This is a genomic window from Streptomyces sp. NBC_00440, from assembly GCF_036014215.1.
Taxonomy (GTDB): domain Bacteria; phylum Actinomycetota; class Actinomycetes; order Streptomycetales; family Streptomycetaceae; genus Streptomyces.
The window spans coordinates 2,253,883-2,268,126 of sequence record NZ_CP107921.1 but is presented as its reverse complement, the minus strand read 5'-3'; the positions used below and the strand labels follow the sequence as shown (position 1 = coordinate 2,268,126).

Sequence of the window (14,244 nt, the reverse complement as noted above, 5' to 3'; positions counted from 1 at the left end):
CATGTGCCTTCCATCCGGCTTCCGGCGCTCACTCATCGCCTGGGTCACCGCGTTCATGCTGGCGTCACTCGTCGCGCTCGCCCTGGTCGGTCCGATGGTCTGGGGCGTGGCGGCCGACCGCCCGGACCCCTCGGCCGTGCTCCGGGGCCCCTCCGCTGCCCACCCTTTCGGAACAGACGGCCTCGGCCGGGACCTGCTCGCCCGGGTCCTGACGGCCACCCGGCCCTCCCTTCTGCTCGCGCTGGCGGCGGTCCTGCTCGGCGCGGGCTCGGGAATTGCTGTCGGGGCCTGTACCGCAGTCCTCGGCCGGCGCGGCCGCCGGCTGACCGCCGGGCTGATCAACCTCCTGCTCGCCTTCCCGGCACTCCTCGTCGCGATGTTCCTCGCGGTCGTATTCGGCGCGGGCACCGCCGGGGCGGTGCTGGCCCTCGCAGCGGCGGGCGTCCCCGGATTCGCCCGGCTCGCCCAGACCCTCGCCGCAGGGGTCGCGGGCACCGACCACCTGGCCGCGGCCCGTGTCCTCGGCCTGCGCCGCCACCGGCTGCTGTGGCGGCACGTCCTGCCCAACATCGCGGAGCCGCTGCTCCTGAGCACCACCACGGCGGCGGGTACCACTCTGGTCGCACTCTCCGGGCTGAGCTTCCTCGGCCTGGGCGTCCAACCGCCCGGTTACGACTGGGGACTGCTGCTCAGTCAGGGACTCGACCGGATCTACGCCGAGCCGCTGCCCGCGTTGGCCCCGGGCTTGGCTGTCCTCTACGCGGCCCTGACCTTCCAACTGCTCGGTGAGGCCCTGGCCGGGAGCGTCGCCCGCCGCGGCCTGGCACCGCGCGCCCCCGCACCGACGCCCGCACCGAGTGGCCCCGCCGTGGACGGGCTGGTCCTCCAGGTCGAGGACCTCACCGTCGAACTCCCCACCCCGGGCGGCACGATCCAGCCGGTGCGCGGTGTGAGCCTCTCGCTGCGGCCGGGCGAGGCCGTCGGGCTGGTCGGCGAGTCGGGGTCTGGCAAGTCGCTCACCGCGCTCGCCGTCGCCGACCTGCTCCCTTACGGTGCCCGGGTGTCCCGGCGCACCCTGCGCCTGCTCGGAGCCGACCTCGCCGCCCTGACGCCGAAGGAGCGGGACCGGCACCTCGCGACGGGCCTGTCGGTGATCTTCCAGAACCCGGCCTCGGCGCTCAACCCGTCTCTGCGGATCAGCACCCAGCTCACCGAGGCCGTCCGGGCCCACCGCGGTACGAGCCGTGCACAGGCCGCCGCGGAGGCTGCCGACGCCCTGCGCCGGGTCGCTCTGCCCCCGGCACTGCTGCGATCACGTCCGTACCAGCTCTCCGGCGGCCAGCGCCAGCGCGTGATGATCGCAGCCGGGCTGATGACGCGACCGGGGCTGATCATCGCTGACGAACCGACCACCGCACTCGACGTCACTGTGCAGCGGCAGATCACCCGGCTGCTCACCGACATCCGGCGGGACACTTCCGCCGCGATCCTGTTCATCAGTCACGACATCGCACTCGTGGGGGAGTTCTGCGAACGAGTCCTGGTGATGTACGCGGGCACCATCGTCGAGGCCGTGCCCGCCGACCGCCTCGCCGACGGCGGCGCCCGGCACCCCTACACCCGGGCCTTGGTCGCCTCGGTGCCGGACCTCGCTGCCGACCGCGGCCGACCACTGCCGACGATCGATGGCGCACCGCCCGACCCGCTCGTGCCTGCACCGGGATGCCCGTTCGAGCCCCGCTGTCCGCGCCGCCAGGACCGCTGCGCCGAGGAGGCTCCATCGCTGCAGGACCTCGATGCCACCCACCGGGTCGCCTGCTGGCATCCGGCACCGGTGACGGCGGGCCTGAAGACGGTGGCCGCCTCATGACCAACCTTCAGGTGACCGACCTCACCGTCCGCCACCCCGGTCCCCGCCTCTCCCCCGCCGCTGTGGAGGGTGTCTCGTTGGAGATCCCGTCCGGCACCACGCTCGGGCTCGTGGGCGAGTCCGGTTCCGGAAAGTCCAGCCTGGCCGGCGCGATCGTCGGCCTCGTCCCCGTGCACAGCGGCCGGGTCCTGATCGACGGCAGGGAGGTACACACCCGTACCACCCGCGAACGGCGTCGGCTCGGCTGCCTCGTCCAGGTCGTCCTCCAGGATCCTGACACCGCGCTCGACCCCCGGATGACGGTCCGCCAGACGCTCGTCGAAGCTGCCACCGTCTTCCGCCGACTCGACCGGGCCGCCCGCGCCGAGCGCGTCACCGAACTGCTCGGCCTCGTCGGCCTGGACCCACGGCTCGCCGACCGCCTGCCGCGGCAGCTGTCCGGCGGCCAGCGCCAGCGGGTTTCCCTCGCCCGTGCCCTGGCCGTCGATCCCGGCCTGCTGATCGCCGACGAGATCACCTCGGCGCTCGACGTCTCGGTGCAGGCCTCCGTCCTCAACACCATCCGCGAACTTCAGCGACGGCTCGGACTGTCCGTGCTCTTCATCGGTCACAATCTGCCGGCGGTCTGCCACGTCTCCGACGTCGTGGCAGTCATGAGGCACGGCCGGATCGTCGAGACCGCCCCCACCGAGACGATCCTGCGCACACCGCGACACCCCTACACCCGAATGCTGCTCGCCTCCGTGCCGTCCCTGGGCATGACCCCGTCCGAGGAACGGACGTCACGACCGGTAGGGCGCCCGGACACGGTTCCCGGCGGAGCCGGGTGATCGGCACCGCCGTTGCTCTCGGCAGCCGCTGCGCACACGTCGGCACCGTCATGAGCCTGGGCTTCTCCTCCCGCCGGCGCCGGTCGGGACCGACTTCGCGCGAGAGTCAGGGGCCGGTTGTACGAAGCTCCCGCACCAGGTCCTCGACCACACCGACCACGAACGAGGGAACCTCGTGCGGAAAGTCGTGTCCCGTGCCCTCCGGCGTGTGCACCAGTCGTGACGACGTCGACGTCGACAGATACCGAACCCTGGTCCGGAGGTAGAAGCGGCTGATCCGCTCGGCCTCGGCAGCGTCCCGGGCGCCGGCCAACACTGCCTCACCGCCGATGAGATCTCGGGGTATCACCAGTACCAGAGGCAGATCCCTGAGATCCCCGTCGTACACCACAGTCTCCCAGCCGACTCTCGCCAGCCCGGACGGCGACAGTTCGGCGAAGACCGACGCTGCTGCGCAACTGTGACCCGCCCGGCCCCCCGGGCCGCGGTGGGCACCGAACAGCTGCCGCACCGCCGTCAGCAGGAGACCACGACGCATCCGCGCGAGCTGACGGCTGCGCGGTGCGAAGGCGACAACCTCTGGGGGTGTCGGATCGAGCAGCACGAGACCGGCCACCAGATCGGGCCGACGCCTCGCCGCGTTCGCGACCAGCAACCCTCCGAAGGAATGACCGACGAGCACGAAGGGTGGTTGCTCCCCTGCTCCCTCCAGCGCCGCCCAAAGTTCCTTCGCCTCGCCCGCCGTCGTTCTCGGGAAGGTCCCGACATCGCTCCAGCCCGAACCGAACCGGTCTACCAGCACCGACCGGGCTCGGGCCGACAGCATGGTGTGCAGTTCCCGGAAGTCCTCACCGGGGGCGTGCCCGCCGGCCATCCAGACCACCGTCGGCCCGTTCCCGGCCTTTCCCTCGGCGAGGACATGCATCCGGCGGCCGCCCACACCGACCAGCCGCCCCGGCGGGGGGTTGTCCCGCCGCTCGTGGGCCATCAGGACCAAGTGGCGAACGGCTCCCACTGCCAGCAGCACACCGACAGCCATCGCCAGGGCGCCGAGCGCCGTCGCCCAAACCATCCCCGCCCCGGCCAGCCCCGCGCCCGCTCCGGCTACCAGCACCGCGACGGGCACCCCGATCCAGTCCCGGCTCAACAGGGCGAGCAAGGAATCCGCCACTCGTCCGTCCCGCCGGTCCCGTCGCATCGACCCCTCCGTAAAGATATTCGAAAATCGATCACCGCCAGTATCCGCCCCCTGAGCGCTCACAGCACGACAAAGGCTTTCCGGTTATACGAAGTCAAGCGGTCGAATCTTTTATCACCCTCATTGATTAAAGCGAACTTCAGGTCAGATTTCCGTGAGATGATGCGACGGCGTTGTAATGCGACAGGGCTTTGAAGTGTGGGAATTTGTGAACTGTGGGAATTCGTGAACCTTTATTGAAAGGAATGGAATATGGGAATTCTTCGAGGGGCACCGAACGCGCCCGAACGGAGGGCCGCGGAGTGACCGTCGCCCTGGACCAGACCCTGTTCCACCAGACCGGTGTCGGCCTGTCCGTGCCGTTCGCCATCACCGGAACCGGGATGCACTTGCCACCGACGGTCGTCAGCAATCAGGAGCTCACCCGCACCCTGGACACCAGCGACGAGTGGATCGCCAGTCGTACCGGTATCCGCGAACGCCGCCGTCTGGATCCGCGTCTGGCGACCTCCGACATGTGCGTCGCCGCCGCCCACCCGGCTCTGGAAGCCGCCGGCATCGAGCCTGCGCAACTGGACGCGGTCATCGTCGCCACTTACACCTGGGACCAGCCGCTCCTGTCGACCGCGCTGATCGTCAAAGACGCCCTCGGCGCCCACCGGGCTCTGTCCCTGGACGTCACCCAAGCCGCCTGCGCCTCCGGAATCCAGGCCATACTGATCGCCGCCCACCTCCTGCAGAACCCCTCCATCACCACCATCCTGCTCCTCGCGGCCGACTGCGCTTCCAGGATCACCGATCCCACCGACCGCACCACTGGTGTCTTCTTCGGCGACGCCGCGGCAGCCGTGGTCCTCACCCGTACCGACACCCCTGGAGCGGGCCTGCTCTCCTACAACTTGGGCTCCCGGCTTTCCTACGATGTCCAGATCCCTGCCGGAGGCTCCCGGCTGCCCGCCAGCGCCGCCACCGTCGCCGCCGGAGAGCACTACCTGTCCATGGACGGTCGCGCCGTCTGGAACGCTGCGACCACACGCCTGCCCGAGAGCATCACCAGCGCCGCCGACTGCGCCGGAGTGCCGATCGACCAGGTCCGCCACTTCTTCCTGCACCAGGCCAACTTGAACATCCTTACGGAGGCCATGGCCGCCCTGGGCGTTCCCCGTGAGCGTGCGCCCATCACCATCGACCGGCTGGGCAACACCGGATCAGCCGGCCTGTTCACCGCACTGCACACCACCGTCACCGAGGGCTCCCTCCTCCCGGGAGACACCTACGTGCTGTCCGGGATCGGTGCAGGCTTCCAGTGGGGAACCCTCTGCCTCCGGCACGCCTGACCGACGCACAGAACCGAGATGCCTCGGCGGGTTGTCGAACCCGTCGTTCCCGCACGACATGAGCGTCGGTAACCTGAACGCGAACACCCGGGTCCAATAAAGGCTTCGTGTTCCACGGGTTGTTGTCCGTCGTCCTGTCCCGCGTTTCCCTGCTCCGTCCATTCACGGACGAGTGAACTCGCAGCAATTCCTGGTGCACCCGCTGCCGCGAGCACCAGCATGGGCGGCATGGCCACCACACGCTCCGGGGCTGAACGGGCCGCCCAGGCCCGGACAGTCGAAGCCCAGCTCACTGCCGACGGACTCGACGGGGTGGTGTTCGGCTGGGTCGACAACGCCGGGCTCACCCGGGTGAAATCCGTCCCGCTCGCCCAACTCGAACACGCCGCCCAGTACGGTGTCGGCGCTCTGCCCTGCTTCGATGTCTCCCTGGTGGACGACTCCTTCACCACCACGCCTTCGAGTACCGGCCCGATGGGCGACCTGCGGCTCGTCCCCGACCTCGACCGGCTCACCCCGCTCGCCGCACAGCCCGGCTGGGCCTGGGCCCCGGCCGACCGGTACACCCAGGACGGCACCCCGCACCCCGGCTGCCAGCGCGGCTTCGCCCGCCGCGCTACCGAGGCCGTCGAGCGGCGCGGGCTCTCGGTGCGAGCCGGGGTCGAGATCGAGTGGGTGGTGGCCGACGCCGCCGGAGACCCCGCAACGGTCGGGCCCGGGTACGGGATGACCCGCTTCATCGAGCACTCCGACTACCTGCGGGAGGTGCTGCGCGCCCTCACCAGGCAAGGACTGGACGTGCTGCAGCTCCATCCCGAGTACGCCGCCGGACAGTTCGAGGTCTCGGTCGCCGCCGAGGGGCCGGTGGAGGCAGCCGACACCACGATGTTGGTGCGTCACACCATCCGGGCCGTATCCGCCCGGCACGGTCTGCGTGTCTCATATGCGCCCGTCTTCACCGAGGGCGAGATCGGCAACGGCGGCCACCTGCACCTCAGCCTCTGGAGACAGGGCCGAAACCTCGGGTACGGCGGCCCTGGCCGCCACGGGCTGCACCCCGACGCCGACTACTTCTTCGCGGGCGTACTGGCCGAGTTGCCCGCCCTGCTCGCCCTCGGCGCGCCCAGCGTTGCGTCCTACCTGCGCCTGGTCCCCTCCCGCTTTGCCGGGGCATACCGCTGCTGGGGCCTGGAGAACCGTGAGGCGGCGCTGCGCCTGATCGCCGGCTCCACCGCCGGGCAGGCCAACGCGGAGTTCAAGTGCTTCGACGCCACCGCCAACCCGTATCTGGAGATCGGCGGCGTGCTGGCCGCCGGACTCGCCGGTCTCGACGCCGGCCTGTCCCTGCCTCCCGAGACCCTGGGCGACCCCGCCGCCCTCGACAGCGTCGAACGCCTCCCGGCGAGCCTGTCGGAGACGACCGACGCATACGAGAAGTCCGCTCTTCTCCGACGGGCACTCGGCGCCGAACTGTACGAAGCCGTGCTTGCCGTCCGGCGGGCGGAGGCAGAGCTGTTCGCGACGCATACCGACGCGGACGTCATCAAGGCGGTCCGCTGGCGGTATTGAGGCGCGAGTTACGCAACGGCTGGGGGCCCGACGGCTCGGCAGATGACCCCCCAGTCGCGCCGGGCCTGCCGCAGCTCAGTTCCGCTTCGGACCGACAGGTGGCCGGGCGCACCCGGTTTCCCATGGGGCGCCCAGTGTGTTCGCGACGGTTACCCCGAAGCCCCGGTGGCGTGCGGGAATCCGAAGAGGAAGGACAGCGCCCCGGTGGCCGGTCGGGAACGGCGGAACGCGCTCGGGACGGAAACATCCGCGTCAGCCCGCTTCGCCTCTGGAAGAGGACCCGGGAGTCGGCGCGTGACAGCGATTTCCAGGGGCTTCACCATGTAGACAGCCTCGGCGCCGTAACTCTCGGGGAGCCCGATCCCGGGCCTGGCGCGGTAGCCCAGCCTGGTCCACAGCACTTGCGAGCCGTGCACTGCGACCAGGGAGAGTGTCTGGTAGGAAGCCGCCCGTCCGGTCTCCTCCAAGTGCTGTTGTATCCGGTGAGCCAGGCCCCGACCGCGTGCGGGCTCGGCGATCACCAGGTCGTGGAGGTGCAGGTTGCTCCCCTGTACTGCGCCTTCCTCGGTCAGGCTCAGGTCGGGGCAGCGGAAGAGCGGGTACGGCAGTGCGAGCAGGTAGCCACCGAAGCGGCCCGCGTGCTCCAACACGAAGCAGGTCGAGGGGGAGGCACGGTGCCGGGAGCGCAGAGCCGCCTCTCCCTCGGACAGGCCGCTCGCCACGTAGGCGCGTTCCTCCAACGTCACCAACTCGTTCCAGTCGCCCTCCTGGAGCAGCCGGATTCGGGTGTCGGTCATGCGCCGCCTCCTTCCGGAGCCGGGCCGCCGACGCAGGTGTACGGCAGCGGCGAGAAGCCGTTGAACCCCTGGGTGGCGTAGGCGGCGGCGTAGGCACCGCAGGAGTGGACCCAGACAGGGTCGCCGGACGTGGTCGTGCTCGGGACCCGCACTATGCCGTCCTGTGCGTACGAGTCGTCGCTGTCGCAGGTCGGGCCGGCCACCACGGCGTTGACGAACTGCCCGTCATGGCGGGTCGGGAACTCCAGCCGGTACTGCAACTGGTCCACCTCGTAGAGCCCGTTGAACTTACCGCAGCTGAGGTAGAGCCAGTCCTCACGGGTGCCGTCGAGCCGATGGCGGGAGGTGAGCCGGGCGACGTGGGCACGGATCGAGCCGTGGTCGGCGACCAGGTGGCGGCCGGGCTCCAGCAGAAAGGTCAGCGGAGCCGCGTTGACGGCGCGCAGCCGTTCCATGCCTTCGCGGATCACCGTGAACATCTTGTCCATCGGCGGTTCCAGTGGCCGGCCGCGCCGGTCGAGGACACCGAGGGCGGGCAGCCCGCCACCGAGGTTGACCCGGTCCGGAACGATGCCGTGCTGGTTGAGCCTGTCCAGCAGGGCGGCCAGTGTCTTGATCGCCTCGCCCCAGGCCTCGGCTGTCATCTGCTGGGAGCCAACGTGCACAGACAGACCAGAGGGCACCAGCCCGGCGGCCCGGGCTGCACCGAGCACCCGCAGGGCATCCTCGGGTGAACAGCCGAACTTATGGCTCAGGCCCCACAACGCGCCATCGCCGGTCGTCGCGATCCGGCAGAACACCCGCGATTCAGGGGCGTTTTCGGCGATCGCGGCGACGTCCTCCGCGCTGTCGGTGGCGAAGTCGCGCACGCCCAGCCGGTAGGCCTCGGCGATGTTGCGGTCGGACTTGACGGTGTTGCCGTAGTGGATCGATTCGGGGGACGCCCCGGTGCGCAGCGCCATGACGATCTCCTGCGGGCTGGCCGCATCGAAGCCGGAACCGAGGCGGGCAAGGTGGTCGAGTACCTCGCCCACGGGGCAGGCTTTCATCGCGAACCGGATGGCGGCATCGGGCAGTTCGGCGCACAGGGCGGTGTACTGGCGACCGACGCCGTCCAGGTCGTAGATGATGGCGTCTTCGGTTGCGGCGGCGAGGGCGGCCCGCAGTGCAGGACGGTCGTGCTGTCCGAGGCGGCCGTACTGGCCGGGGTGGCAGCCGGTGGACGCGTGCACGGCGGCCGACGCGGTCAGGGTGCGGTGGCCGGTGTTGCTATGGTCTGCCGTCCGGCGCTGCTCGGCGATATGACGCGTGTCGGTGGCCTGAGGCCTCACGTGTGAACTTCCAATCCAACCGGATGATCGATGCCGAGGACTTGCTGGCATCCATAGGGGAAACGAGGCGGGCGAAGGTCGGTTATGACGCCTGACCGGGCTTTTCTCCTCGCGCAGCGTGTCGGCAGCTCGTCACAGCGTCGGGGTCCGCAGCGGCCGTCGATGCCGCGTGCGCAGCACTGGCAGACGCTGCGGCGTGCTTTGGCCCAGGCGCGAACGTCCGGGCAACGCGGCTGAAAAGGAAGGGCCGTCGCTGCGGCCGGACGCCGCCTATACAGAGCGTGAACGAGCCGCTCACCGTCGATCCCGCGCCTGCGGGGATGGACCGCATGGGACGCTTGGGACCACCAGCGGCTCCACGTTGACCCCGCGCCTGCGGGGATACTCGGTGCATGGGCACGTTATTTCTGTCCAGTTTTCGTCGCCCCCAGGGGCGTGGTGCTGGTCCGGCATATGGCGGAGGCTCAGACCGGTGCGTACGGCCGGCTCCGTCCGGCGCTTCCGTTGGACGATCTTCCGCTACGCAGGGTCACCGCGCCCGCCGCGAGTAATGGTGCGGAAAGAGGCTCGCGAATAATGCCGTTGCGGCGCAGAGGTGATCTGTGGCCCTGGCTCCGAGCCTGCCTTACCGCTCGGGGGCAGCGGTCGTGCTGGGCGGAGAGAAACTGGTGTGGCGAACGCCTAACCGATCCCGATCGAGTGGGATCGAGGAGGTTGTAGCCGGATGGAAGTGGGTGTTTATGTCCGTTCCTTCGGCATCTTCGCAGGTGAGACGCGTCACCACGCCAGCGTGGTGACCCCCCTTCACACGTCCGGACCAAGATCCAGGGGACACACAGGGGACGCGGGGACGGTTCAGGCGACAGAAGCGCCTCACACCGCTTTGCGACGCCCGTTCGGAGCCCTGCGGGTGGTGCGGGATGTTGCCGGAGGCGGGCCGGTCGGTAGCACTGCCCGGTTCACCATCGACGTCGTCGCCGTGGACCCCAAAGATCCCGAACCTGCCGACAGAGAATCGGGCGACCTCCGGCCCACCCGCCCCTGCGCCGCACGTGTCCTCCGAGGTGCTGGGCGTAGCGCCGGAGGCTGGGCAGATCGGTAGTGCAGGTGGCCGCTTCGATCAGGTCGGAGCAATTGTCACGAGTCGTGGATCAACCGATCTGCGGTGGGGTACGTGGGCGTGATCAATAGAGGAAGGGTGGGCTGGGTAGTGCCCTGCAGTCCTCCACGGCGAGGTCGTTGCCCGGGGAGCGTCCCATCAGCCAGCTCAGGAGCGAGCTTTCTGCACCGTGGATCTCTGGTGCTGGCTGATCATCGCTGATGCGATACCAGGTGTCGGTGTCCGTGGCGTGCAACCGCATGGCAGGGGCATTCTCACGTGCGCTGAACGACTTGACTACCCGGTCCAGCATGTCGTGGACGAAGTGGGATGGCCACTGCACAGGGGTGTAGCCGGCGTTCAAGTCGACGTGGTGGACCAACACCTCGCACAGCCTGGAATCAGCGGCCCGTGCCGCAGGTAGTTCCTGACCTCGAGTCCAGCGGACCTTTCGATTCCACGCCTCGGTCGTCATCCGCCGATACTGTGCGGCGAACTGGGCGGCGCTGTCACGCAGGTCCGCCACGAGCGCATCGGCGCTGCGGCCCGCCCCATTCTCGATCTCCTCGTCCCTGGCGGTCAGGCTCGGATACTCCGATGTCTCCACGCCGGTCCGAGCCCACATGAGCAGTCGATGGCCGCCGTCGGCGTTGCGGGCAAGGTGGGTCAAGACGTGTCCGCGGGACCAGTTCGGCAGCAGCGACGGCGCGCGTACGTCGCTTTCGGCGAACCGGGATGCTGTTTGCAGCAGATGCTCGGTGGCGGCATCGATCTGTTCCAGGACGGCAACGGGGTCGAAGTCGGCGGGGGTATCGGTTGTCACGCTGCCACCTCCTGGGGCTGATCGACCAGGATTCCTCGTTCGAAGCGGGCGCCGGCGTGGACGAGAGGCACAAGGCGGGCTCCGCTGACGGCCCGCCAGCGGGTCTGGGCGGACTCGACGAGTTTGCTGAGCATGAGCACGCCTTCCCAACCGACGGTGCAACGTCGGTCTACTCGGTGACCTATCGATCACTCGGGAAGGTACGCCCTTTCACGTCCCAGCCCAAGGCCGATCCACGGGTCTTGAGCCTTGCTCATCAGGTCGGCAACTGGTCGCCCGGAGGTGAGCGACCGTGTGTCCGAAGGCATGCACACGGCCGGAGAGTGCCGTCGGTTCGGGGCAGTTGGCCAGAGCCCCCGATCCGTACGCGAGGGCGTCATCCCCTCCTCTGCACTCGCACTCGCACTCCCGCCGGAACCCGTTCTCCACTGGCCGACTGATCGGCTCCCGCCAAGAGCTGACTTCGCGTCAGGTACGGAACTACCGTTCTCCGGCGGACTGCCCGCGGCGAGTGGCGTGCAGGCTTCCGAGCAGGGTGAGCGCCCGGGCGTCGGCGCTTCCCGGTTCGGCGTGGTAGACGACCAGCAGTTGTCCCGGCGCTCCGCGGACATCGAAGGACTGGTAGGTGAGCGAGAGGGGCCCTACGTCGGGATGGTGGAGTTCCTGGGCGTCCTGAGTCTTTCCGTAGACGGTGTGTGATGCCCAGAGCGCGGCGAAGTCCTCGCTCGCCCTGGTCAGGGAGCCGATCAGCTCGTACAGACGCGGATAGTGGGGGCTGAGGCCCGTGGCGTGGCGCAGCCCGGCGACAACCGCCTCGGCCGATCTGTCCCAGGGTGTGAAGAATCCCCGTGCCGCTGGGTCGAGGAACGTCATGCGGGCGAGGTTGTCCACGGCTTCGAACGGGGAGAACAGCGCTTCGGCCAGGGCGTTGGCCGCCAGGAAGTCCTTCGCCGGGTTCAGGACGAACGCAGGGGCGTTCGTGTAGCCGTCGAGCAGTTGTCTCAGGGGTGTACCGACCGCTTCCCCCGGCAGGTCCCGGTTGTCGTCCCGTACCGCGCCTGCCAGCCGGTAGAGGTGCTCGCGCGCCGTGTCGTCCATGCGCAGGGCGCCGCTGATCGCGTCGAGGATCTGCGGGGAGGGGCTGCGCTCGCGGCCCTGTTCCAGCCGGGCGTAGTAGTCGCTGTTCATTCCGGCCAGGACGGCGACCTCCTCCCGTCGCAGCCCCGCCACCCGGCGCGGGCCGTAGGAGGCGAGGCCGACGTCACCGGGTTGCAGGCGTGCACGGTGGGCGCGCAGGAAATCTCCGAGATCGTTGCTGGTCACCAGCCCAGGCTAAGCCGCCCCCTGGTGGCGTGCCTGGGTACGCCGTACCCCGGCACAGCCTGTCCTGGCTCCCGCTTCCGCCGCGGCACAGGCTTGCCCGAAGACACCTGCGAAATGAATGAAGGGGAGCGCGGCGTCCATCAGCACCTCGCCCTGCACAAGGAGGACCAGGCATGACATACACAGCCAAGACCTTGCTGATCACCGGCGTCAGCGGCGGCCTCGGCCGCGCGTTCGCCGGCGCCGCCCTGGAGGCCGGCCACACTGTCGTCGGCACCGTCCGCAGCGGCACCGACGCGTCGGCCTTCACCGCGCTTCACCCGGAACGCGCGCACGCCCGCATCCTCGACGTGACCGACGGCGAAGCCGTGTTCGCCGTGACGGGCGAGGTGGAGGAGGCAATCGGCCCCGTCGACGTACTGATCGCCAACGCCGGCTACGGCCTGGAAGGGACCTTCGAGGAAACCTCCCTGGACGACCTGCGCGCCCAGTTCGACGTCAACGTCTTCGGCGCCGCGGCCACCATCCAGGCCGTCCTGCCCTTCATGCGCCAACGGCGCCGCGGGCACATCCTGGCCGTCACCTCCATGGGCGGCCTGGCCGGCTTCCCCGGTGTCTCCGCCTACTGCGGCAGCAAATACGCACTCGAAGGCATCCTCGAATCCATCGGCAAGGAAGTCGCCGCCTTCGGCATCCACGTCACCGCCGTCGAGCCGGGCTCCTTCCGTACCGACTGGGCCGGACGCTCGATGATCCGCGCACCGCGCACCATCCCCGATTACGACGAACTCTTCGAACCCATCCGCGCCGCCCGCCAGAAGGCCGACGGACGACAACTCGGCAACCCGGCCCGCGCCGCCGACGCGCTCCTGCGTGTCCTCGACACACCCGATCCGCCCGCTCACCTGGTCCTCGGCTCCGACGCCCTGCGCCTGGTCCGCGCTGGACGTGAAGCTGTCGACCACGACCTCGACACCTGGGAAGACCTCACTCTCTCCACCGACTTCCCGCAGAGCGACGAGATGGGACAGCAGAGCTCCGTACCGCTACGGAAACCGGCTGCCTGCCGTGGGTAGAGCTGGGGGACTGCCCCTCGCTGCCGAGCCGAGGTCAGTAGCGTGTGCGCGAAGGTCGAGGGAGGGGGTGTCACAGTGACGGACAACGGCTTGGCGTGGATCGGCGAGCACTGGTGCAGCGGGGCGATCGTCAACGACGGGATGCTCGCGGACATCAGCCTCACGGCGGTGCGTGGCGTGGACCCGGTGGACTTTGTGGTGCGCCTCGGCGCCGACCGCGGTAGGGCCGAACGGCCGCCACAGTTCAAGGACTTCGATAGGCTGAGGGTGAGCCCGGGCGACAGTGTGGCGATGTTCGGCCGGAGCGGCGAGTGGACGTATGTCCTGGAGGTCGAGCGGTCCACCTGGCACCTCGTCTTCCTCGACCGGCTGGGCCAGGACACCTTGGTGGAGCCGGGTGACGAACTCGTCTGCCTGGACCGGTTCCTGCACGAGTCCCCGTGGGTGTGCTACGTCGACGCAGCCGGCGAAGTGAGTTCCGGCGAGCCCGGTGACAGTCTGCTGGAGACGGCGGTCCCGCCCGGGGACCGGTTCGGGACGTTCGCCGCGCTGGACGCGGCCATGCGCCGGGCCGGGGCGGTGCGGGACACCTTCCCCGGCTGCGAGAACCCCGAGGACGAGGGCGAGGACGAGGGCGAGGGCGTGGAGGAGGAGTTGGCGAAGCGGCTGTTCGCGGCGGTGGGCGGGCATCTCGGGCTGTCGCTGCCGCGTCGGGAGATCGAGCTGGGGCTGCTGCCCGCGGTGCACCTGCCCTCGCCGGTGTGAACCGGTAGCAGCCGGGAGGCGCCGCGCCCTCCCGGCTCCGCGCCCCCTGGAACGTCCGGAGTCCCTCAGGTGGTTCGAGATTCGAGACGACGCGGGATCGCAGGCGGCTGGCCTTGTCGAGATAGCGCGGTCGCGTGCGGCATCGCTCTGGCCGGCCGGCCCGAGGGAGGGAGTCGGGCCTCGGGCGGCGCCCACCAGGCGTATGTCCCTGCGCCGGAAGGTCGTG

Annotated in this window: 11 protein-coding genes and 1 pseudogene; 6 read left to right on the top strand and 6 right to left on the bottom strand. The window is 69.6% G+C overall.

Going from position 1 to position 14,244, the window contains the following annotated elements:
* Position 1: 1 nt before the first annotated feature.
* Together OHB13_RS10175 and OHB13_RS10170 are read left to right on the top strand one after the other, a co-directional pair.
* Positions 2-1,870, top strand: coding sequence for a dipeptide/oligopeptide/nickel ABC transporter permease/ATP-binding protein (locus OHB13_RS10175; protein WP_328376836.1), 1,869 nt, complete (start codon positions 2-4; stop codon positions 1,868-1,870).
* The gene (locus OHB13_RS10170; RefSeq protein WP_328376835.1) at positions 1,867-2,700 is read left to right on the top strand and encodes an ABC transporter ATP-binding protein; all 834 of its coding nucleotides are present in this window, start codon (positions 1,867-1,869) and stop codon (positions 2,698-2,700) included. Before OHB13_RS10175 ends, OHB13_RS10170 begins: the two co-directional genes overlap by 4 nt.
* A 106-nt stretch (positions 2,701-2,806) precedes the next feature.
* On the opposite strand, the gene OHB13_RS10165 is transcribed toward OHB13_RS10170, so the two are convergent.
* Positions 2,807-3,871, bottom strand: a complete 1,065-nt coding sequence (locus OHB13_RS10165) for an alpha/beta fold hydrolase (RefSeq protein ID WP_328376834.1) — start codon at positions 3,869-3,871, stop codon at positions 2,807-2,809.
* Between the two features lie 329 nt (positions 3,872-4,200).
* Between OHB13_RS10165 and OHB13_RS10160 the strand changes: the two genes are divergently transcribed.
* On the top strand, positions 4,201-5,235 hold the full coding sequence (locus OHB13_RS10160) for a 3-oxoacyl-ACP synthase III family protein (RefSeq protein ID WP_328376833.1): 1,035 nt from the start codon (positions 4,201-4,203) through the stop codon (positions 5,233-5,235).
* Between the two features lie 228 nt (positions 5,236-5,463).
* On the top strand, positions 5,464-6,804 hold the full coding sequence (locus tag OHB13_RS10155; protein ID WP_328376832.1) for a glutamine synthetase family protein: 1,341 nt from the start codon (positions 5,464-5,466) through the stop codon (positions 6,802-6,804).
* Between the two features lie 149 nt (positions 6,805-6,953).
* Here OHB13_RS10155 and OHB13_RS10150 read toward each other — a convergent pair whose 3' ends face one another.
* The 5 genes and pseudogenes from OHB13_RS10150 to OHB13_RS10130 form a co-directional block, all read right to left on the bottom strand.
* Positions 6,954-7,601, bottom strand: coding sequence for a GNAT family N-acetyltransferase (locus OHB13_RS10150; RefSeq protein ID WP_328376831.1), 648 nt, complete (start codon positions 7,599-7,601; stop codon positions 6,954-6,956).
* Complete coding sequence (locus OHB13_RS10145; RefSeq protein ID WP_328380259.1) at positions 7,598-8,767, bottom strand: type III PLP-dependent enzyme; 1,170 nt, start codon at positions 8,765-8,767, stop codon at positions 7,598-7,600. The genes OHB13_RS10150 and OHB13_RS10145 overlap by 4 nt, the downstream gene beginning before the upstream one ends.
* A 1,349-nt stretch (positions 8,768-10,116) precedes the next feature.
* Positions 10,117-10,854: a maleylpyruvate isomerase family mycothiol-dependent enzyme gene (locus tag OHB13_RS10140; protein WP_328376830.1), complete on the bottom strand. Its 738-nt coding sequence runs from the start codon at positions 10,852-10,854 to the stop codon at positions 10,117-10,119.
* A pseudogene (locus tag OHB13_RS10135) lies at positions 10,851-10,988 on the bottom strand (IS256 family transposase); the annotation flags it as partial. The pseudogene OHB13_RS10135 and the gene OHB13_RS10140, both read right to left, overlap by 4 nt.
* A 346-nt stretch (positions 10,989-11,334) precedes the next feature.
* The gene (locus OHB13_RS10130; RefSeq protein ID WP_328376828.1) at positions 11,335-12,177 is read right to left on the bottom strand and encodes a helix-turn-helix transcriptional regulator; all 843 of its coding nucleotides are present in this window, start codon (positions 12,175-12,177) and stop codon (positions 11,335-11,337) included.
* 173 nt (positions 12,178-12,350) lie between these two features.
* Here OHB13_RS10130 and OHB13_RS10125 point away from each other — a divergent pair, with 173 nt between their 5' ends.
* Positions 12,351-13,253 carry an oxidoreductase gene (locus OHB13_RS10125; protein ID WP_328376827.1) on the top strand — a complete coding sequence of 301 codons (903 nt, stop codon included), beginning with the start codon at positions 12,351-12,353 and terminating at the stop codon, positions 13,251-13,253.
* A gap of 75 nt (positions 13,254-13,328) precedes the next feature.
* Entirely contained in the window at positions 13,329-14,018 is a 690-nt protein-coding gene (locus OHB13_RS10120; protein ID WP_328376826.1) for a hypothetical protein, read from the top strand.
* Positions 14,019-14,244: the final 226 nt, after the last annotated feature.